Below are 19,194 nucleotides of genomic sequence, written 5' to 3' on the forward strand. Positions count from 1 at the left end.
CGGATGGCCGAGCTCAGAGTGCCTTGACGGCGTTGAGCAGCTTGCCGAGCGAGTCCTTCGCGTCGCCGAAGAGCAGCGTCGTGGTCGGTTCGAAGAGCAGCTCGTTCTCGATGCCGGCGAAGCCCGGCCGCATCGAGCGCTTCATGAAGACGACCTGCTTCGCCTCGTCGGCGTTGAGGATCGGCATGCCGTAGATCGGTGCGCCGGGCGTGGTCTTCGCAGCCGGGTTGACCACGTCGTTGGCGCCGACGACGAGGACGACGTCGGTGTGCTTGAACTCGCCGTTGATGTCGTCCATCTCGACCAGCTGCTCGTAGGGCACCTGGGCCTCGGCGAGCAGCACGTTCATGTGCCCGGGCATCCGGCCGGCGACCGGGTGGATCGCGTAGTCGACCTTCGTGCCCCGGGCGATCAGCACATCGACCAGCTCACGCAGCGTGTGCTGCGCCTGGGCGACCGCGAGCCCGTAACCGGGCACGATGATCACCCGGTCGGCGTAGCCCAGGAGGATCGCGATGTCCTCGGGCCCGGCGGACTTCACCGGCCGGTCGGAGGCGACGCCGGCGCCGAGCGTGGAGCCACCCTTGAGGGCGCCGAAGAGGATGTTCGAGACCGAGCGGCCCATCGCGTTGGCCATCAACATCGTCAGGTAGGTACCCGAGGCGCCCACCAGCGTGCCGGCCACGAGGAGCACGACGTTCGACAGCACGTAGCCGCCGGCCGCGACCGTGAGGCCGGTGAACGCGTTGAGCAGCGAGATCACGATCGGGACGTCGGCCCCGCCGACCGGCAGCACCAGCAGCAGCCCGATCGCCAGGCCCAGCAGGGCCAGCACGATCCCGATCCAGATGGCCGGGCTGGTGACGGTCAGGACGCCGAGCGTGATCGTGGCGAGGCCGGCGACGCCGAAGAGGACCGGCAGGCCGGGGAAGACCACCGGCCGCGACGTCATCAGCTCCTGGAGCTTCGCGAAGGTGACGATCGATCCGGCGAACGAGATCGAGCCGACCGCGATCGTGAACGCCGTCGCGGCGAGCGTGAACCAGTCGATCGAGTCGACGTGCGGCAGCATCTCCTGCAGCTCGACGAGCGCCACGAGCGCGGCCGCGCCACCGCCGACGCCGTTGAAGAGCGCCACCATCTGCGGCATCTGCGTCATCTGCACCCGTTGGGCGCCGACGACACCGCCGACGGTGCCGATCGCGATCGCGACCAGGATCGGCACGACGTGGTCGAGGTCGAGGTAGACGAACGGGACGATCACCGCGACGACCGCGGCCGCGGCACCGATCAGGTTGCCGGCGCGGGCGGTCTTCGGGCCGGACAGGCCCTTGAGCGCGAGGATGAAGCAGATCGCGCAGGCGAGGTAGACGAGCTGTACCCAGGTCGGCATCAGGCGTTCCCACCCTCGGTCGAGGCCGGCGCGGGCTTCGGCTTCTTGCGCACGAACATCTGCAGCATCCGGTCGGTGACCACGAAGCCGCCGACCATGTTCACCGCGGCGAGCACGATCGCGACCAGACCGACCACCAGCGCGACGTCGTTGTCGGTCGAGCCGGTCACCAGCACGGCGCCGAGCAGGATGATGCCGTGGATCGCGTTCGCGCCCGACATCAGCGGGGTGTGCAGCGTCGAGGACACCTTCGAGATCACCTCGATGCCGACGAAGACGCTCAGGATGAAGATCGTCAGCCAGACGACTGCCTCGTCCATCAGTTGGCTCCTTCCAGAGCGGCTCGGGTGGGTTCGTGGCGGATCGCTCCGTCGTGGGTCACGCAGGACCCGGCGACGATCTCGTCCTCGAAGTCGGGGGCGAACGAACCCTCGACCGTCATCAGCGTGACGATGTTGACGATGTTCTGCGCGTAGAGCTTGGACGCCGGCCCGGGCATCTGCGACGGCACGTTCTGCCCGCCCCACACCTGCGCGTTGCCGATCCGGACCACCTCGCCGGGCACCGCGCCCTCGACGTTGCCGCCGGTCTCGGCGGCCAGGTCGACCACGATCGAGCCGGGCTTCATCTGCTCGACCATCGCGCGGGTGACCAGCACCGGGGCGCGGCGGCCGGGGACGGCCGCGGTGGTGATCAGGGCGTCCGCGGCGGCGACGTACGGCGCCAACCGCTCCATCTGCAGGGCGGCGCGTTCCTCGGTCATCTCCCGCGCGTAGCCGCCCGCCCCCTCGAGCGTGTCGAGCTCGAGGTCGATCGACTGCGCACCCACCGAGCGGATCTCCTCCGCCGCGGCGGCGCGCACGTCGTACGCCTTCACGACGGCGCCGAGCCGCTTCGCGGTCGCGATCGCCTGGAGCCCGGCGACGCCGGCGCCGAGCACCACGATCTGGGCCGGGGGGACGGTGCCCGCCGCGGTCATGTTGAGCGGGAAGAAACGGCGCAGCATCCCGGCCGCGACGATCGCGCAGCGGTAGCCGGAGACCAGCGCCTGCGACGACAGCGCGTCCATCGACTGGGCGCGCGAGATGCGCGGGACGAGCTCCATCGCGAACGACGTGATGCCGCCGTCGCGCAGCTGGGTGACGATCTCCGGCTCCTGCCCGGTCGGCAGGAACGACACCGTCGCGGCGCCGCGGCGGAGCCTGCGGATCACGTCCGTGCCCGGCGGCTGGACCGAGACGACGACGTCGGCCTGCTCGACGGCCTGCGCGTCGACCGTCGCCCCGGCGGCCTCGTACTCCTCGTCGGCGATCAGTGCGTGGCGTCCGGCGTCCGGCTCGACGAGCACGTCGTACCCGAGCCCGGTCAGCTTGGCGACCAGCTCCGGCACCATCGCGACGCGCGCCTCGCCCTCGCGGGTCTCTCTGGCTACAGCGATCTTCACCCGAGGCAACCTAGGGCACATCGCGGCCCCGGGAACAGGCGTCTCAGGTTCCACACGGCTTCCACCTACACCCGCTCCGTAGGGTGGTCGGGTGACCGAGACGTCGGAGACGCCCCCGGGCGAGGACTTCCGCCGGTTCATGCTCGAGCACCGGTTCGGGATGGACGAGATCGTCACCAAGCTCAACATCCTGCGCGACGAGTTCACGCATCTGCACGACTACAACCCGATCGAGACGGTCTCCTCCCGGTTGAAGTCGCCGGAGAGCCTGCTGGAGAAGGTCCAGCGCAAGGGCCTCTCGCTCGACGACCACCCGACGTTCGACGAGATCCGCGCGCGGGTCACCGACATCGCCGGCGTGCGGGTCGTGTGCAGCTTCGCCTCCGACGTCTACCAGGTCTTCGACCTGCTCACCGAGCAGGTCGACGTGTCGGTCGTCGAGGTGCGCGACTACATCAAGCTGCCGAAGCCCAACGGCTACCGCAGCCTGCACGCCCTGGTGGAGGTGCCGGTGTTCCTCTCGGGCGGCGCCGTGGACGTGCTCGTCGAGGTGCAGTTCCGCACCATCGCGATGGACTTCTGGGCCAGCCTCGAGCACAAGATCTACTACAAGTACCGCCGTGACGTGCCCGCCGAGCTGCTCGCCGGGCTCCGGGAGGCGGCGGACACGGCGTACACCCTCGACACCACGATGGAGCGGCTGCACGACGAGGTGCGCGGCCTCGCCGGCCTGCCGCCGGCGCTGGTGCAACAGCTGCAGACGGGCGCAGGCGGCCCGGACGCGCGGCTCGTCGACGCGCTGCGCCGGCTCGGCGCCCGCGCGGATCAGGACGACCCGAGCGCGAACTCCTCGACCACCTCGTAGCGGGGACGCCCGCGCGCGCCCTCCCCGAGGTACGACGCCACGAGGGCGACCCGGTCCGCGGGCCACCGCGGTCCCGCGTACCCGTCGAGCAGCCGCACCCAGCTCGACACCTCGGTCGGGTGCCCGATCCGGGCGAGCGTCACGTGCGGCCGGAACCGCCGGCCGTCGACCGCGATCCCGGCCCGGTTGGCCGCGGCCCGACACCCGGTCGCGAGCCGGTCGAGCTGGGTGCGACCGTCCTCGTCGAGGTCGAGCCCGGCCCAGAGGATCCGCGCCCGCGCCGGGTTCGGGAAGGCGCCGCCGCCGGCGATCGCGGTGTCGAACGTCGTCCGGCGGGCCGCGGCGCGGGCGAGCCGCTCGGCCAGGTCGTCGAGCCGGCGCTCCTCGACCGACGCGAGGAAGGCCAGGGTCACGTGCAGCTGCTCGGCGGTCGCCCAGCGGAACTCGCCCGCCGGGCGGCGCACCTCCACGAACTCGTCGAGATGCTCGACCGCCTCCGGGGGCGGCACGAGCGCGGCGAACATCCGGAGGGACATCAGCCGATCTGGGTCCCCAGCGCGGTCCCGATGGCGTAGGTGACGGCCATGGCGAAGAGGCCGCCGGCGATGTTGCGGGCAACCGCACGACCGGGCTTGCCGTAGCCGAGGCGGGCACTGGTCCAGCCCGTCAGCGCGAGGGCGAGGACCACGGCGACGACGGTGACGAGGACGCGTGCGGACGGGCTCACCAGGGTGATCGTCAGCAGGGGCAACAGCGCGCCCAGGGTGAAGGAGACCGTCGACGCGAAGGCCGCGTTCCAGGGGCTGGTGATGTCGTCGGGATCGATGCCGAGCTCGGCCTCGGCGTGCGCGCCGAGGGCGTCCTTCGCGGTCAGTGCCTTCGCGACCTCGAGGGCGAGCGCCTCGTCGAGACCCTTGCCGACATAGATCCCGGCCAGCTCGGCGAGCTCCTCCTCGGGCTCGTCGCGCAGCTCGCGCCGCTCCTTGGCGAGCAGCGCGAGCTCGGAGTCGCGCTGAGTGCTGACCGACACGTACTCGCCCGCGCCCATGCTCATCGCCCCGGCGGCCAGTCCGGCGACGCCGGCGATCACGATCGCGGTGCGGTCGCTGGTGGCGCCGACGGCACCGATGACGATGCCGGCCGTCGACACGATGCCGTCGTTGGCGCCCAGGACGGAGGCGCGCAGCCAGTTGAGCCGGTTGTTGAGGCCGCGCTCGTGGGGCTCGTCGTCGTGCGGTCCGATCGGTGCCGCGGCGTCATCGAGGTCACTGGCGCTCATGTCAGAATCCAAGCCCCCGGACGGTGCCCCTCGCAACCAAGGCAAGGCTGCGCTCGCGCGGCCGGGGCCGGGTGCTCAGCTCGATCCTGGCGGTGCCGACTCGGTGACCCGCTTGGTCATCAGCAGCCCGACGAGCAGCAGCGCCAGCGCCGCGAGAGCGGACGCCACGAAGACGGCGTGGATCGCCGGGTCGAGGACGTCCGGCGTGAGGTGCTCGAGGTCGGGGACGCCGCGGCCGACCCGCGACGCGACCACGCCGTTCGCGATCGCCCCGAAGACCGCGACGCCCACCGCGCTGCCGACGGAGCGCGCGAACATGGTGGTGCCGGTCGCGACACCGCGGTGCGCCCAGGTCACCGACGCCTGGGCCGCGATGATCGACGGGCTGGCGACCAGGCCGAAGCCGAGGCCCATCACGAAGCACGGGGCCGCGAGGTGCCAGATCGAGCTGTGCGGGTCGATGGTGAGCAGCAGCAACGCCCCGCCGACGGCGATCACACTGCCGATCAGCATCGTCGCCCGGAAGCCGATCGACAGGTAGAGCCGGCCGGCGTTGGACGCGGCGATCGGCCACCCGATGGTCATCGCCGCGAGCGCGAGCCCCGCGACGAGGGCACCCTGGCCGAGCACGCTCTGCGCATAGAGCGGGATGTACGACGAGAGCCCCATCATCAGCACGCCGACGACCAGCGAGGCGAGCATCGCCGAGACCAGCACCCGCTGCTTGAAGACCCACGGAGGCAGCACCGGCTCGGCCGCGCGTCGCTCGACGAGCGCGAAGGCGACCAGCAGCACGACCGCCGCGGCCAGCAGCCCGATGCTCGTGCCCGAGCCCCACGCCCAGCGCACGCCACCCTCCAGCAGCGCGAGCAGGAGCAGCACGCCACCGCCGGTGAGCAGCAACGACCCGGCGTAGTCGATGCGGTGCGGACGGCGTACGACGCGCTCCTCGAAGTGGCGCCACAGCATCCAGCCGGCGGCGATGCCGAGCGGCAGGTTGACGAAGAAGATCCACCGCCAGGACAGGTAGTCGACGAAGACGCCGCCGAGGGTCGGCCCGACGACCGACGAGACCGCCCACACGCTCGCGACGTAGCCCTGGACCTTCGCCCGCTCCTCGAGCGTGTAGATGTCGCCGACGATCGTCATGCTCATCGGCTGCACCGCGCCGGCACCGATCCCCTGGATCGCACGGAACGCGATCAGGGAGCCCATGCTCCACGCGAGCCCGCAGAGCAGCGAGCCGACGACGAAGAGCCCGATGCCCACGAGCATCACCGGCTTGCGCCCGACCATGTCGGAGACCTTCGAGTAGATCGGGACCGTGACGGCCTGGGCGAGCAGGTAGATGGAGAAGAGCCACGGGAACTGGGTGAAGCCGCCGAGGTCCTTCACCACCGACGGCACCGCGGTCGCGAGGATCGTCGCGTCGATGGCGACCAGGCCGACGCTCAGCATCACCGCGAGGAGGACGGGTCCGCGCTCGCTGCGCAGGCCGATGCTGGCACGGGTGATCTCGGGAGCAGTCACGTGAGGCGCCAACCCGGTGTGACGCTCGACCATTCCCCGGCGCGGTTGGACACCCGCCACGATGGGTACCGACCGCTTCACTAGCGGGAACAACTGAGGGGTGTGCTTTGATCGTTCCAAACGACCAGGTGGAGGCTGCTGTGGAGGTCTGGCCAGGACGCGCCTACCCGCTGGGCGCGACCTTCGACGGGAGCGGCACCAACTTCGCGCTCTTCAGCGAGGTCGCCGAGAAGGTCGAGCTCTGTCTCTTCGACGAGGACGACGTCGAGACCCGGGTCGCGCTGACCGAGGTCGACGCCTACGTCTGGCACGGCTACCTGCCCACCGTGCAGCCCGGCCAGCGCTACGGCTACCGCGTGCACGGACCCTGGGACCCCGAGCAGGGTCAGCGCTGCAACCCCAACAAGCTGCTGCTCGACCCGTACGCCAAGGCCACCAGCGGCGACATCGACTGGGACCAGTCGCTCTTCGGCTACAACTTCGGGGACCCCGAGTCCAAGAACGACGAGGACTCCGCGGCGCACATGATGAAGAGCGTCGTGATCACGCCGTTCTTCGACTGGGAGGGCGACCGGCGCCTCGACATCCCCTACAACGAGTCGGTCATCTACGAGGCCCACGTCAAGGGCCTGACCCAGCTGCACCCCGACCTGCCCGAGGAGATCCGGGGCACGTACGCCGGCCTCGCGCACCCGGCGATCACCGAGCACCTCACGAAGCTCGGCGTCACGGCGATCGAGCTGATGCCGGTGCACCAGTTCGTCCAGGACAGCACGCTGCTGGAGAAGGGGCTGCGGAACTACTGGGGCTACAACACCATCGGGTTCTTCGCGCCGGAAGCGTCGTACGCCGCCAGCGGCGAGGGCCAGCAGGTCCAGGAGTTCAAGTCGATGGTCAAGGCGATGCACGCCGCCGGCATCGAGGTCATCCTCGACGTGGTCTACAACCACACCGCCGAGGGCAACCACCTCGGTCCGACGCTGAGCTTCCGGGGCATCGACAACGAGGCCTACTACCGCCTGGTCGAGGACGACCAGCAGTTCTACATGGACTACACCGGCACCGGGAACTCTCTCAACGTCCGGCACCCGCACTCGCTGCAGCTGATCATGGACTCGCTGCGCTACTGGGTCACCGAGATGCACGTCGACGGCTTCCGCTTCGACCTCGCGTCGACGCTGGCGCGTGAGTTCTACGAGGTCGACCGGCTCGCGACGTTCTTCGAGCTCGTGCAGCAGGACCCGGTCGTCAGCCAGGTGAAGCTGATCGCCGAGCCCTGGGACATCGGCCCCGGTGGTTACCAGGTCGGCGGCTTCCCGCCGCAGTGGACCGAGTGGAACGGCGCCTACCGCGACTCCGTGCGCGACTTCTGGCGCGGCGAGCCGGCGCTCGGCGAGTTCGCGTCCCGGCTGGCCGGCTCCTCCGACTACTACGAGCACTCCGGCCGGCGCCCGGTCGCGAGCATCAACTTCGTCACCGCCCACGACGGCTTCACGCTGCGCGACCTCGTCTCCTACAACGAGAAGCACAACGAGGCCAACGGCGAGGACAACAACGACGGCGAGAGCCACAACCGGTCCTGGAACCACGGGGTCGAGGGACCGACCGACGACCCGGAGATCCAGGCCTTCCGGGCCCGCGAGCAACGCAACTTCCTCGCGACGCTGCTGCTCAGCCAGGGCGTCCCGATGATCCTGCACGGCGACGAGATGGGCCGGACCCAGGACGGCAACAACAACACCTACGCCCAGGACTCCGAGATCGCCTGGATGCACTGGGACAAGGCCGACAAGCCGCTGATGGAGTTCACGTCGGCGCTGATCCGGCTGCGCCGCACCCACCCGACCTTCCGCCGCAAGCGGTTCTTCACGGGCACCACGGTCCGCACCGGCGACGGCGAACGTCTCAACGACATCGTCTGGCTGCACCTCGAGGGCCGGCCGATGGAGGACGGGGACTGGACCGACGGGACCCAGGCGATCGGCATGTACCTCAACGGCAACGGCATCGGCGGCAAGGACGCCCGCGGCCAGAGCATCGTCGACGACCACTTCCTCATCTACTTCAACGCCGACGGGCCCGCCGAGGTGACCCTGCCGGCCGACGAGTACGCCGCGGCGTGGGACATCGTCGTCGACACCGGTGGCTCGGCCGACGAGAAGCAGGTCTGCAAGGCGGGTGAGACGTTCCACATGGAGCACCGGAGCCTGATCGTGTTGCGTGAGTTCACCGAGCCCGAGGCCGAGCCCGACCACTCCGTGGCCGCGTCCGTCGCCGCGCTCACGCAGAACTCCTGATCGCCGTGCCCGAGAAGATGCAGAGTCCGGTCAGCACCTACCGGCTGCAGATCACCGAGGACTTCGACCTGTTCGAGGCCGCCCGGCGACTGCCGTACCTCCACGACCTCGGCGTCGACTGGGTCTACCTGTCGCCGCTGCTGGCGGCCGAGCCCGGCAGCACGCACGGGTACGACGTCGTCGCGTTCGACCACGTCGACCCGTCGCGCGGCGGGGCCGAGGGCCTGGCCGCGCTGTCGGCCGAGGCGCGCCGGCTCGGCATGGGCGTGCTCGTCGACATCGTGCCCAACCACGTCGGCGTCGCCTCGCCGACCGAGGAGGCGTGGTGGTGGGACGTGCTCCAGCACGGCCGCGAGTCCGAGCACGCGACGGCGTTCGACATCGAGTGGCCGGCGGGCGACGGGAAGCTGCTGATCCCGGTCGTCGGCGACGGCGACGAGGACGCGATCGAGGTCACCGGCACCGAGCTCCGCTACCACGACCTGCGCTTCCCGCTCGCTCCCGGCACGACGACCCACGAGGAGCAGCACTACCGCCTGGTCAACTGGCACGAGGCCGACGACAACCTCAACTACCGGCGGTTCTTCGCGGTCAACAGCCTGGCCGCCGTCCGCGTCGAGGACCCCGAGGTCTTCGCCGAGACGCACATCGAGATCCGGCGCTGGTTCGAGGAGGGTCTCGTCGACGGGCTCCGGGTCGACCACCCCGACGGCCTGCGCGACCCCAAGCGCTACCTCGACGACCTCGCCCAGCTGACCGGCGGCGCCTACGTGCTGGTCGAGAAGATCCTCGAGCCCGGCGAACGCCTGCCCGCCGACTGGGCGACCCAGGGCACCACGGGGTACGACGCGCTCGCCTACGTCGACCGGGTGCTCACCGACCCGGCGGGGCAGAAGCCGCTCGACGAGCTCGAGGAGCGGCTGCGCGGTGCCCCGGTCGACTGGGCCGAGATGATCCACGGCACCAAGCGCGAGGTGGCCGACGGGATCCTGCACTCCGAGGTCCGCAGGATCACCCGCGAGGTGCGCCGGATGACGACCGAGGCGTCGTTCAAGGCCGTCGAGGACGCGATCGCCGAGCTGCTCGCCTGCTTCCCGGTCTACCGGTCCTACCTGCCCGAAGGGATCGACCACCTCGAGCAGGCCTTCGCCCTCGCCCGTGAGCACCGGCCGGACCTGGCCGCGACGTACGACGTGCTGCACCCGATCCTGTCCGACGGCTGGTCCCCGCCCGCGCGCCGCTTCCAGCAGACGAGCGGGATGGTGATGGCCAAGGGCGTCGAGGACTGTGCGTTCTACCGCTACTCGCGGCTCACCTCGCTCAACGAGGTCGGCGGCGACCCGAGCATGTTCTCGGTCAGCGTCACCGACTTCCACGAGACGATGGTCATCCGCCAGCGCGAGTGGCCGCTCGCGATGACCACGCTCTCCACCCACGACACCAAGCGGGGCGAGGACGTGCGCGCCCGGATCACCGCGCTCGCCGAGCTGCCCGACGTGTGGGCGGCGGCGCTCGAGCAGCTGCTCGAGCTGGTGCCGCTGCCCGACGCGGGCTTCGGATCCCTGCTGTGGCAGGCGATCCTCGGCGCCTGGCCCACCTCCACCGACCCGGACCTGCGCAGCCGGCTGCACGGCTACGCCGAGAAGGCGATGCGCGAGGCCGGCGACCGCACGACCTGGACCGAGCCGGACGAGGCCTACGAGGCCGCGGTGCATGCCGCCGTCGACGCGGCCTTCGACCATGCCGACGTACGACGCGTGCTGGACGACCTGCTGTCGTCCGTCGACGAGCCCGGCCGGTCGAACGCGCTGGCCGCCAAGCTGGTCGCGATCACGATGCCCGGCGTGTGCGACGTCTACCAGGGCTCCGAGCTGTGGGAGCAGTCGCTGGTCGACCCCGACAACCGGCGCTTCGTCGACTTCGACCACCGGGCAGCCGTGCTGGCCGGCACCGAGGAGGACGACGCGGCCGCCAAGCTCGCCGTCACCCACCACGCACTGACCCTGCGCCGCGACCGGCCGGAGCTGTTCACGACGTACGCCCCGGTCACCGTCTCCGGCTCCGCCGCCGACCACGTGCTCGCCTTCGACCGCGGCGGCGCGATCACCGTCGCGACCCGGCTGCCGGTCGGGCTCGCCGCCCGCGGCTGGGGCGACACCACCCTCGACCTGCCCCAGGGCGCGTGGACCGACGTCCTCACCGGCGCCCGCACCGACGGCACCCTCGCCGATCTCCTCGCGACCCACCCGGTCGCCCTGCTGGTCCGGGAGGACTCATGACCTACGGCCCCTTCGACGTGTGGGCACCGCGCCCGTCCCGGATGCGCCTGCTGGTGGCCGGCGAGACCCTCGAGATGACGCGCGGGGACGACGACTGGTGGACGCCGACCGAGCCGGTCCCCGACCGGTTCGGGGAGGAGATCGACTACGGCTACCTGATCGACGACGACGAGACCCCGCGACCCGACCCGCTGTCGCGGCGCCAGCCCGAGGGCGTCCACGGGTTGTCGCGCACGCACGACGCCACCGACTTCGAGTGGCACGACGCGAGCTGGACCGGTCGCCAGCTCGCCGGGGCGGTGATCTACGAGCTGCACATCGGGACGTTCACGCCCGAGGGCACCTTCGACGCCGCGCTCACGCGGCTCGACCACCTGCGCGACATCGGCGTCGACTTCGTCGAGGTGATGCCGGTCAACGCCTTCAACGGCACCCACAACTGGGGCTACGACGGTGTCCTGTGGCACGCCGTGCACGAGGGCTACGGCGGCCCCGAGGGCTACCAGCGCTTCGTCGACGGCTGCCACGCGGCCGGGCTCGGCGTCATCCAGGACGTCGTCTACAACCACCTCGGGCCGTCCGGCAACTACCTGCCGCTCTTCGGGCCCTACCTGAAGTCCGGCGCCAACACCTGGGGCGACCTGGTCAACCTCGACGGCGAGGGCTCGGACGTCGTCCGCCGCTACATCCTCGACAACGTGCACATGTGGCTCTCCGACTACCACGTCGACGGGCTGCGGCTCGACGCCGTGCACGCGCTGGAGGACTCCTCGGACGTGCACCTCCTCGAGGAGATGGCGGTCGAGGTGGCGGCGCTCTCGGCCCACCTGCGCCGACCCCTCACGCTGATCGCGGAGTCCGACCTCAACGACGCCAGGCTCGTGACGCCCCGCGAGGCCGGCGGCTACGGCCTCGACGCGCAGTGGAGCGACGACTTCCACCACGCGGTGCACGTGGCGCTGACCCGCGAGACCGAGGGCTACTACGCCGACTTCGAGCCGCTGAGCGCACTGGCGAAGGTGGTCGAGCGCGGGTTCTTCCACGACGGCACCTACTCGTCGTTCCGCGAGCGGGACCACGGGCACCCGATCGACATCGACAAGATGCCGAGCTGGCGGCTCGTCGTGGCCAGCCAGAACCACGACCAGATCGGCAACCGGGCGGTCGGCGACCGGATCACCGAGAAGCTCGACGACGACCAGCTCGCGTGCGCGGCGCTGCTCACGATGGCCGGCCCCTTCACGCCGATGCTCTTCCAGGGCGAGGAGTGGGCGGCGTCGACCCCGTTCCAGTTCTTCACCTCCCACCCCGAGCCCGAGCTCGGGAAGGCGACCGCCGAGGGCCGGATCGCGGAGTTCGAACGGATGGGCTGGGACCCGGACGTCGTGCCGGACCCGCAGGACCCGGAGACCTTCCGGCGCTCGAAGCTCGCCTGGGACGAGACCGGCTCCGGGCGACACGCCCGGATGCTCGACGTCTACCGCCGCCTGGCCGCGCTGCGCCGCGAACGCCCCGAGCTGACGGACCCGTCGTTCGCGAGCAACGCGTGCCTGGTCGACGAGGACGCCCGGCTCTTCGAGATGTGGCGAGGCGACGTGCACGTGCTCGTCAACTTCGGCGACGCCGAGGTGGTGCTCGATCTCGACGAGCCGGGTGAGCTGCTCTTCGAGACCGAGTCCGGCGTCGACCTCCGTGGTGAGACGTTGACGCTGCCGCCCCACGCCGGGGCGGTCATCGCCCCCTAGTCAGCCCGCCAGGGAGCTGAGGTCGATGATCTCGTCGGCGGCGGGAGCCTCGACGTCGACGTCCTGGTTGAACTCCGAGAAGGTCACGCTGCCGGTGTCCTGACCCTCGGTCTTCTCGATCTTGACCAGGTAGTGCGGGTCGTCGACCAGGATGTAGCCCGTGGACGTGCCCTTCGAGTCCTTGTTGTCGACCGCGATCGCCTGGTCGCCGTCCAGGTCCTGGGTGTCGCCCTTGGTGTACGTCGACTCGTCGCCGTCGTCCTCCAGGATCTGATCCATCAGGTCACTGACGTCGCAGAACTGGGCGAAGCCGTCCTCGCCGTCCGGCACGACCACCCAGTTGTCGCCCACGGCCGCGATGATCTGGTCGGCATCGGCACCGCCGTTGTCGCGCCAGAAGGTCTCGTCGGGCTTGAACCACAGGTCGCCGTCCACGCCGAGCAGCTCGGCGGTCCCGTCCCCCACCCCGATCGAGCCGGTGCAGTTGCCATCGGCGTCGGTCTGGACGTCGATCCGGGTCTCGGCGCCGTCGGTCGTGACGCTGCCGGAGACCTTGACCGAGTCGAGGTCCTTCATGGCGGCCTTCGACGCGTCGGCGATCTCCTCGCCCGACTGGTCGGTGAAGTCGTCACCGCCGCAGGCGGCGAGAACCGCAGCCATGCCGAGGCCGGCGATGGCCAGTCCCATCCGTGTCATGTTCGAGCTCCTCGTCGCAAAGGGGGCGTGAGGGTCCACCGTGTCAGACCATCGACCCGTCGCCCACGCTGGGGCAGGGGCAGGGACGCCGCCACCCCTGGTTCAGACCAGGCGGTAGCCCGAGACCTCGTCGACCCAGGCGGGGACGAGCAGCGACGCCGGACCGTGCCGGGCCTCGTCGAACAAGTGCGTGCCCTCGCTGGGGACCAGGTTGAGCTCGAGGGTGCGGACACCACGCGAGGCGGCGTACTGGACGAAACCGGCCGCCGGGTAGACCGCCCCCGAGGTGCCGATCGAGACGAAGAGGTCGGCGGCGTCGAGCGCGTCGTGGATCCGGTCCATCTCGTAGGGGATCTCGCCGAACCAGACGACGTCGGGCCGCAGGTCGCATGCCCCGCAGCGGGGGCAGGGTGGGAAGTCGCCGAGGTCGCCGGTCCACTCGATCCGCGACCGACAGGCCAGGCAGAGCGCGGAGCGCAGCTGTCCGTGCATGTGCAGCACCCGCGTCGACCCGCCGCGCTGGTGGAGGTCGTCGATGTTCTGCGTGACCACGAGGAGGTCGTCGCCGAGCAGCTCCTCCAGCCGGGCCAGCGCCACGTGCGCGGCGTTGGGCTCGACGGCGTCGAGGGCCGTACGGCGGGCGTCGTAGAACCGGTGCACCACCGACGGCTGCATCTCGTAGGCCTCGGGCGTCGCGACGTCCTCGACCCGGTGGCCGTGCCACAGCCCGTCCGCGTCGCGGAAGGTCGGCACGCCGCTCTCGGCCGAGATGCCGGCTCCGGTCAGGACGACGACCTTCATCTTGCGGACCTCGTGTGCACGGTGACCACATAACCACCCTCGTCGACGAACCCGTCGCCCGCCCACGTCCCGAAGCGGTCGACGGCCGCCAGCCCGGCGGCCGACATCGCCGCCTCGACCTCGGCCAGCGGCGTCGGTGGGCAGTCGCCCGGCAGGTGCGCGGCGTCCAGCCCGAAGCCGCACACCAGGTGGCCGCCCGGGTCGACGTGCGCGGCCAGCCGCGCGCAGGCCGCCGTCAGCGTCCCCGGCTCGAGCAGCGGGATCGTGTTGCCGGCGACCAGCACCAGGTCGAAGGTCTCGTCCAGGTCGAGCGCGGCGAGGTCGCCCAGCCGCCAGTCGAGGCCCGGCGCCTCGGCCCGCGCGACGTGCAGCATCGAGGCGTCGACGTCGACCCCGACCACGTCGTACCCCAGCTCGTCGAGGCGTACGGCGATCCGCCCGGTGCCGCAGCCCGCGTCGAGGACCCGCGCCGGCGCCGCACGCAGCCCCGTCACGAAGGTCGCCTCCCCGTGGATGTCCTGGCCCCGCGCGGCCATCGCGCGGAAGCGCTCGGCGTACGTCGTGGCGTAGCCCTCGCCCACCGTGTCGCGGGCGATCCGTTCCCAGCGGGTCGTCACGAGGAGAGCTTCCTCCGGCCGGCCTGGCTCTTGAACTCCTCGAGGAAGACCCGCTTCACCGCGTCGCTGTCGAGCACCCCGCCGACCGGGCCCAGCTCGCCCCGGGCGAGCCGCTCGCACACCCGCATCCAGGCGTGGCCCATCGCGTAGGTGAACGTCCCGGCGACCGTCGCGCTGATCGGCGCGGCCACCGCCGTCCCGGCGCCCGGGACGAACTTGATCAGGTTGGTCACCAGCGAACGCCCCGCGGTGGTCGCCGCCGCGGTCGCGGCGATCGACGCGGCCGTCGAGCGCTCGAGCGAGATCCCGTAGGTGACCGCGATCGAGGCCATCATTCCGATCTGGACCGGGACGAGGATGGCGGCGTCGGAGAAGGGGATCGGGGAGGCTCCGGCGGTGGTGGCTGCCCCCGTCGCCGCCTTGATGGCCACCTCCGCCCGCTCCCGCTTGCGGTCGAAGTCGATCCGCTGGGCGGCGGTGATGGCGTGGGCGACGCCGTCCGGCGCGCCGCGAAAGGTGGCATCGAGGACTTCCTGCAGGCCGTACGCCGTCTGTGCGGTGAAGTCGTCCGCGAGCGCCATCGTGTAGTGGATCAGCCCGTCCTGGATCGGCAGGTCGAGCGCCGCGATGCTCGCCGCGAGCGCCTCGGCGTCGGGGTGCACCCGGCCGCGGGCGCGGGGCACCTGGGTGAGCACCAGGATCACCGGCAGCCCGAGGTCGTGGAGGGCGCGCACGAAGTCCGCCTCGGTCGCCTCGAAACGGCGGTCACCGGCCCGGACGCAGTACCAGGCCACGTGCAGCTGGTCGGCGAGCGGCTTGCGGCGCATGCCGTGCAGGTAGTCGCGGAGCTCGGCGATCAGCGTCGCGTTGTCGCGACCCACCTCCAGCCCCCGGGTGTCGAGCACCCCAAGCGTGCCGCTCTGGTGGAGGTAGAGGTGCTCGGCACGGGTGACCGGCTCACCGATCCCGGTCTTCGCGATCTCGCTGCCGAAGATCGCGTTGACCAGCGTGCTCTTGCCGACCCCGGTCTTGCCGAAGATGGCCAGGTTGAACCGGCCGATCTCCTCGGCCTTGTCCTTCCAGGCCTTCCCGAAGGCCTGGCCGAACCACTCGTCCGTGGGCTTCGCCATGGGCCCAGCGTCTCAGACGACGCAACGAATCGGGTCGTCCGCCTCTCGCCCGTCTATGCGCCCGCCTCAGGCGGACGACTCGAGGATTCAGTAGTACCAGGGGAACGGCGACCAGTCGGGCTCGCGCTTCTCGAGGAACTGGTCGCGGCCCTCCTGGGCCTCGTCGGTCATGTACGCGAGCCGGGTGGTCTCGCCGGCGAAGATCTGCTGGCCGATCAGCCCGTCGTCGATCGCGTTGAACGAGTACTTCAGCATCCGCTGCGCGGTCGGCGACTTGCCGTTGATCAGCCGCCCCCACTCGAGCGCGGTCGCCTCGAGCTCGGCGTGCGGCACGGCCCGGTTGACGGTGCCCATCCGGACCCCGTCCTCGGCGGAGTACTCCTGGCCCAGGAAGAAGATCTCGCGGGCGAACTTCTGGCCGACCTGGCGAGCGAGGTACGCCGAGCCGAAGCCGCCGTCGAACGAGCCGACGTCGGCGTCGGTCTGCTTGAAGCGGGCCTCCTCGGCGCTGGCCAGGGTCAGGTCGCAGACGACGTGCAGGCTGTGGCCGCCGCCGGCGGTCCAGCCCGGCACCACGCAGATGACGATCTTGGGCATGAAGCGGATCAGCCGCTGCACCTCGAGGATGTGCAAGCGCCCGAGCTTGGCCTTGTCGACGGTCTCGGCCGTCTCTCCGTCGGCGTACTGGTAGCCCGCGCGTCCGCGGATCCGCTGGTCGCCGCCGGTGCAGAACGCCCACTTGCCGTTCTTGTCGCTCGGGCCGTTGCCGGTGAGCAGCACGCAGCCGACGTCGCTCGACACCCGCGCGTGCTCGAGCACCTGCAGCAGCTCGTCGACGGTGTGCGGGCGGAACGCGTTGAGGATGTCGGGCCGGTCGAAGGCGACCCGGACGGTGCCGTGCGCCCGCGCCCGGTGGTAGGTCAGGTCGGTCAGGTGCTCGAAGCCGGGCACGGTGTCCCAGGCGTCGGTGTCGAAGATCTCGGACACCCCGTCGATGGCGCTCATGCCCGCGAGGCTATCGCCGCTGGAATACCTGGCCGACGCGTGGTCTTCTGGAGGCATGGCACTTGAAGGCGAGTACGAGCCCAGCCCCGAGCAGTGGGTCCGCGACCAGGTCGAGGAGTTCGAGGCCTCCGACGGGCAGCGCGGCAACATCCTGCGTGGCAACCCCGAGTGGCCCATCGTGGTGATCACCTCGCGGGGCGCCAAGTCGGGCAAGCTGCGGAAGAACCCGGTGATGCGGGTCGAGAAGGACGGCAAGTACGTCGCGATCGCGTCGCTCGGCGGCGCCCCGAAGAACCCCACCTGGTACTACAACTTCGTCGAGCACCCGGAGGTCGACCTCCAAGACGGCGCCGAGAAGCACACCTACGCCGCCCGGGTCCTCGAGGGCGACGAGCGGGCCGAGTGGTGGGACTACGCCGTCGCGACCTGGCCGACCTACGGCGAGTACCAGAAGAAGACCGAGCGCGAGATCCCGGTCTTCCTGCTCGAGCGCGTCTGAGGTCTCGATACGCTCGCTGGCGCTCGCTACTCGACCAACGACGGTCGTCGGTCGTCGGTCGAGTAGCCGTCGAGGAACGAGGCGGCAGGCAGGTCGTCGGTCGTCGGTCGTCGGTCGTCGGTCGTCGGTCGTCGGTCGTCGGTCGAGTAGCCGCCGAGGAACGAGGCGGCGTATCGAGACCACCGTCACCCGCAGGCCCTGTCCCTCGTTGGGCGGGGCATGCGACGCCTCCTGCCCGCCGCCCTGACCGCTCTCCTGCTGGGGGCGGTGACGGCTCCGGCCTCCGCCGAGCCGGCGCCCACGCCGGGCGACCCGGCGTACACCCAGCGCGACCTGCAGAACATCGCCGACGCCTACGGTCGCATCGACGGCGAGGGCGGCCAGCTGCAGAACCCGGCGTACCTGCCGGCGCTGGTGGCCGCCTCCAACCAGACGGCGGTCGACCAGCTGCTCACCCAGGTCGCGTCGCCGACGCACCCGGCGCTCACCGCCGGCGCCGTCGTGCCCGGCTGGAACGTCGGCAATCCGCTGCGCGCCGGCTGGAACGGCACCCGCGGGGTCTCGAGGAAGGTCTCGTTCACCAACCGGTACGGCGCGCTGCTGCGCGGCACGGTCTACCGGCCGAAGCCGGGCGCGGTCGACCCCTACACCGGGCGTGAGCTGAGAGGCCCCTTCCCCGGCGTCGTCATCACCGAGGGCTCGGTCCAGGGGTCCGAGGGCATGTACGCCTGGCTGGCCCAGGACCTCGCCGAGCGCGGCTACGTCGTGCTGACCTACGACGTGCAGGGCCAGGGCACGAGCGAGACGCTGCCCCACGGCGCGTGCTGCCCGGGCGTGCCGTCGCAGCAGCTGGCGAACTTCGTGGTCGGCACCGAGGACGCCCTCGACTTCTTCACCTCGCCGCAGAACCCGTTCCGCCGGAGCTTCGACAGCTCCCCCGACCCGCACCCGGCGACACCCGGGCGCACCACCCGGATCGCGATCATCGGCCACTCGATGGGCGCCGCCGCGGTGTCGAAGGTCCAGGGCACCGACAAGCGGGTCGCCGCGGTGGTCGCGCTCGACAAGCTCACCGGCCCGTCGTCCGACGGCCCGCTCGACGGGTCGGGCAACGTGCCCGTCGTCCCGGCCCTCGCCGTGCAGTCGGAGTACGGCTTCACGGTCTCGCCGTGGCTGCTCAGCGGCGGCAGCTCGCTCAATCCCGAGCCCTCGCCCGACGGGCCGGACCCGAGGCGCGAGCGCGCGACCGGGTACGACGCGTGGCGCGCCGCCGGCGTGGACTCGATGCTCGTCGTACCCCGGGCCTCGACGCACCTGGAGTACACCGACATCCCGCTGGTGCTGCCCGCCAGCCGCTACGGCCAGGACCTGACCAGCGTCTACGTGCAGCGCTGGCTCGACCGCTACCTCAAGCACCGCGACAACACGTCCTCGCTGCTCGGCTCGTCGTTCCGCTACCTCGAGCCGACCGGCGAGGGCCGCTGGTCGCCGGTCCGGCTCCACCGCGACGACCTGCTGAGCTTCTACTACTGCTCGGCCTACGCCATCCACACCCCCGGCGGGCCGGCGAGCGACGGCGACGTCGCGGATGTGGGTTGCTGAAACCACCACCCC

At 71.0% G+C, this 19,194-nt stretch carries 17 protein-coding genes; 6 read left to right on the forward strand and 11 right to left on the reverse strand.

The window, feature by feature from the left end:
* Positions 1–13: 13 nt before the first annotated feature.
* The 3 genes from PD653B2_RS13100 to PD653B2_RS13110 are packed head-to-tail and all read right to left on the reverse strand — an operon-like array spanning position 14 to position 2,837.
* Positions 14–1,393 (reverse strand): NAD(P)(+) transhydrogenase (Re/Si-specific) subunit beta, encoded by a 1,380-nt coding sequence (locus PD653B2_RS13100; protein WP_085872824.1) that lies wholly within the window; start codon positions 1,391–1,393, stop codon positions 14–16.
* Positions 1,393–1,713 (reverse strand): NAD(P) transhydrogenase subunit alpha, encoded by a 321-nt coding sequence (locus PD653B2_RS13105; protein ID WP_085872825.1) that lies wholly within the window; start codon positions 1,711–1,713, stop codon positions 1,393–1,395. Before PD653B2_RS13105 ends, PD653B2_RS13100 begins: the two co-directional genes overlap by 1 nt.
* Entirely contained in the window at positions 1,713–2,837 is a 1,125-nt protein-coding gene (locus PD653B2_RS13110; protein WP_085872826.1) for a Re/Si-specific NAD(P)(+) transhydrogenase subunit alpha, read from the reverse strand. Before PD653B2_RS13110 ends, PD653B2_RS13105 begins: the two co-directional genes overlap by 1 nt.
* A 91-nt stretch (positions 2,838–2,928) precedes the next feature.
* Here PD653B2_RS13110 and PD653B2_RS13115 point away from each other — a divergent pair, with 91 nt between their 5' ends.
* Positions 2,929–3,702, forward strand: a complete 774-nt coding sequence (locus PD653B2_RS13115) for a GTP pyrophosphokinase (RefSeq protein ID WP_242665268.1) — start codon at positions 2,929–2,931, stop codon at positions 3,700–3,702.
* On the opposite strand, the gene thpR is transcribed toward PD653B2_RS13115, so the two are convergent.
* The 3 genes from thpR to PD653B2_RS13130 all read right to left on the reverse strand — a co-directional run bounded on the left by thpR (position 3,663) and on the right by PD653B2_RS13130 (position 6,511).
* Positions 3,663–4,238 (reverse strand): RNA 2',3'-cyclic phosphodiesterase, encoded by a 576-nt coding sequence (gene thpR / locus PD653B2_RS13120; RefSeq protein WP_085872827.1) that lies wholly within the window; start codon positions 4,236–4,238, stop codon positions 3,663–3,665. The two genes, PD653B2_RS13115 and thpR, sit on opposite strands and share 40 nt — an antisense overlap.
* Positions 4,238–4,981 carry a VIT1/CCC1 transporter family protein gene (locus tag PD653B2_RS13125; RefSeq protein WP_085872828.1) on the reverse strand — a complete coding sequence of 248 codons (744 nt, stop codon included), beginning with the start codon at positions 4,979–4,981 and terminating at the stop codon, positions 4,238–4,240. The genes thpR and PD653B2_RS13125 overlap by 1 nt, the downstream gene beginning before the upstream one ends.
* A 75-nt stretch (positions 4,982–5,056) precedes the next feature.
* Positions 5,057–6,511 (reverse strand): MDR family MFS transporter, encoded by a 1,455-nt coding sequence (locus PD653B2_RS13130; protein WP_242665269.1) that lies wholly within the window; start codon positions 6,509–6,511, stop codon positions 5,057–5,059.
* A 140-nt stretch (positions 6,512–6,651) separates the two neighbouring features.
* Between PD653B2_RS13130 and glgX the strand changes: the two genes are divergently transcribed.
* Genes glgX through treZ form a run of 3 tightly spaced genes read left to right on the forward strand, consistent with a single transcriptional unit; the run spans position 6,652 to position 12,832 of the window.
* Complete coding sequence (gene glgX, locus PD653B2_RS13135) at positions 6,652–8,808, forward strand: glycogen debranching protein GlgX (RefSeq protein ID WP_085872830.1); 2,157 nt, start codon at positions 6,652–6,654, stop codon at positions 8,806–8,808.
* 5 nt (positions 8,809–8,813) lie between these two features.
* Positions 8,814–11,087 carry a malto-oligosyltrehalose synthase gene (gene treY, locus PD653B2_RS13140; protein ID WP_242665270.1) on the forward strand — a complete coding sequence of 758 codons (2,274 nt, stop codon included), beginning with the start codon at positions 8,814–8,816 and terminating at the stop codon, positions 11,085–11,087.
* Entirely contained in the window at positions 11,084–12,832 is a 1,749-nt protein-coding gene (treZ, locus tag PD653B2_RS13145) for a malto-oligosyltrehalose trehalohydrolase (RefSeq protein ID WP_085872831.1), read from the forward strand. The genes treY and treZ overlap by 4 nt, the downstream gene beginning before the upstream one ends.
* On the opposite strand, the gene PD653B2_RS13150 is transcribed toward treZ, so the two are convergent.
* The 5 genes from PD653B2_RS13150 to PD653B2_RS13170 form a co-directional block, all read right to left on the reverse strand.
* On the reverse strand, positions 12,833–13,528 hold the full coding sequence (locus PD653B2_RS13150; protein WP_133058880.1) for a hypothetical protein: 696 nt from the start codon (positions 13,526–13,528) through the stop codon (positions 12,833–12,835).
* Positions 13,529–13,630: 102 nt separating this feature from the next.
* Positions 13,631–14,329 (reverse strand): NAD-dependent deacylase, encoded by a 699-nt coding sequence (locus PD653B2_RS13155; protein WP_085872833.1) that lies wholly within the window; start codon positions 14,327–14,329, stop codon positions 13,631–13,633.
* The gene (locus PD653B2_RS13160; protein ID WP_207559242.1) at positions 14,326–14,946 is read right to left on the reverse strand and encodes a class I SAM-dependent methyltransferase; all 621 of its coding nucleotides are present in this window, start codon (positions 14,944–14,946) and stop codon (positions 14,326–14,328) included. The genes PD653B2_RS13155 and PD653B2_RS13160 overlap by 4 nt, the downstream gene beginning before the upstream one ends.
* A complete protein-coding gene (locus PD653B2_RS13165; protein WP_085872834.1) occupies positions 14,943–16,076 on the reverse strand; it encodes a GTPase family protein in 1,134 nt (377 codons plus the stop codon). Before PD653B2_RS13165 ends, PD653B2_RS13160 begins: the two co-directional genes overlap by 4 nt.
* Before the next feature lie 87 nt (positions 16,077–16,163).
* Positions 16,164–17,081, reverse strand: coding sequence for a 1,4-dihydroxy-2-naphthoyl-CoA synthase (locus tag PD653B2_RS13170; protein ID WP_085872835.1), 918 nt, complete (start codon positions 17,079–17,081; stop codon positions 16,164–16,166).
* 55 nt (positions 17,082–17,136) lie between these two features.
* Between PD653B2_RS13170 and PD653B2_RS13175 the strand changes: the two genes are divergently transcribed.
* Together PD653B2_RS13175 and PD653B2_RS13180 are read left to right on the forward strand one after the other, a co-directional pair.
* Positions 17,137–17,580, forward strand: a complete 444-nt coding sequence (locus PD653B2_RS13175) for a nitroreductase family deazaflavin-dependent oxidoreductase (protein ID WP_085872836.1) — start codon at positions 17,137–17,139, stop codon at positions 17,578–17,580.
* Between the two features lie 219 nt (positions 17,581–17,799).
* Positions 17,800–19,182 (forward strand): alpha/beta hydrolase, encoded by a 1,383-nt coding sequence (locus tag PD653B2_RS13180; RefSeq protein ID WP_085872837.1) that lies wholly within the window; start codon positions 17,800–17,802, stop codon positions 19,180–19,182.
* The last annotated feature ends 12 nt before the right edge of the window (positions 19,183–19,194 follow it).

This window comes from Nocardioides sp. PD653-B2 (assembly GCF_002117935.1).
In the GTDB taxonomy this organism is placed as follows: domain Bacteria; phylum Actinomycetota; class Actinomycetes; order Propionibacteriales; family Nocardioidaceae; genus Nocardioides.

Excerpts from the sequence above, each read along its gene's own strand:
- PD653B2_RS13170 (WP_085872835.1), bottom strand. The coding sequence starts at position 17,081 with ATGAGCGCCATCGACGGGGTGTCCGAGATCTTCGACACCGACGCCTGG.
- PD653B2_RS13155 (WP_085872833.1), bottom strand. The coding sequence starts at position 14,329 with ATGAAGGTCGTCGTCCTGACCGGAGCCGGCATCTCGGCCGAGAGCGGC.
- PD653B2_RS13165 (WP_085872834.1), bottom strand. The coding sequence starts at position 16,076 with ATGGCGAAGCCCACGGACGAGTGGTTCGGCCAGGCCTTCGGGAAGGCC.
- PD653B2_RS13180 (WP_085872837.1), top strand. The coding sequence starts at position 17,800 with ATGCGACGCCTCCTGCCCGCCGCCCTGACCGCTCTCCTGCTGGGGGCG.
- thpR (WP_085872827.1), bottom strand. The coding sequence starts at position 4,238 with ATGTCCCTCCGGATGTTCGCCGCGCTCGTGCCGCCCCCGGAGGCGGTC.
- treZ (WP_085872831.1), top strand. The coding sequence starts at position 11,084 with ATGACCTACGGCCCCTTCGACGTGTGGGCACCGCGCCCGTCCCGGATG.
- PD653B2_RS13105 (WP_085872825.1), bottom strand. The coding sequence starts at position 1,713 with ATGGACGAGGCAGTCGTCTGGCTGACGATCTTCATCCTGAGCGTCTTC.
- PD653B2_RS13150 (WP_133058880.1), bottom strand. The coding sequence starts at position 13,528 with ATGACACGGATGGGACTGGCCATCGCCGGCCTCGGCATGGCTGCGGTT.
- PD653B2_RS13100 (WP_085872824.1), bottom strand. The coding sequence starts at position 1,393 with ATGCCGACCTGGGTACAGCTCGTCTACCTCGCCTGCGCGATCTGCTTC.
- PD653B2_RS13125 (WP_085872828.1), bottom strand. The coding sequence starts at position 4,981 with ATGAGCGCCAGTGACCTCGATGACGCCGCGGCACCGATCGGACCGCAC.
- PD653B2_RS13175 (WP_085872836.1), top strand. The coding sequence starts at position 17,137 with ATGGCACTTGAAGGCGAGTACGAGCCCAGCCCCGAGCAGTGGGTCCGC.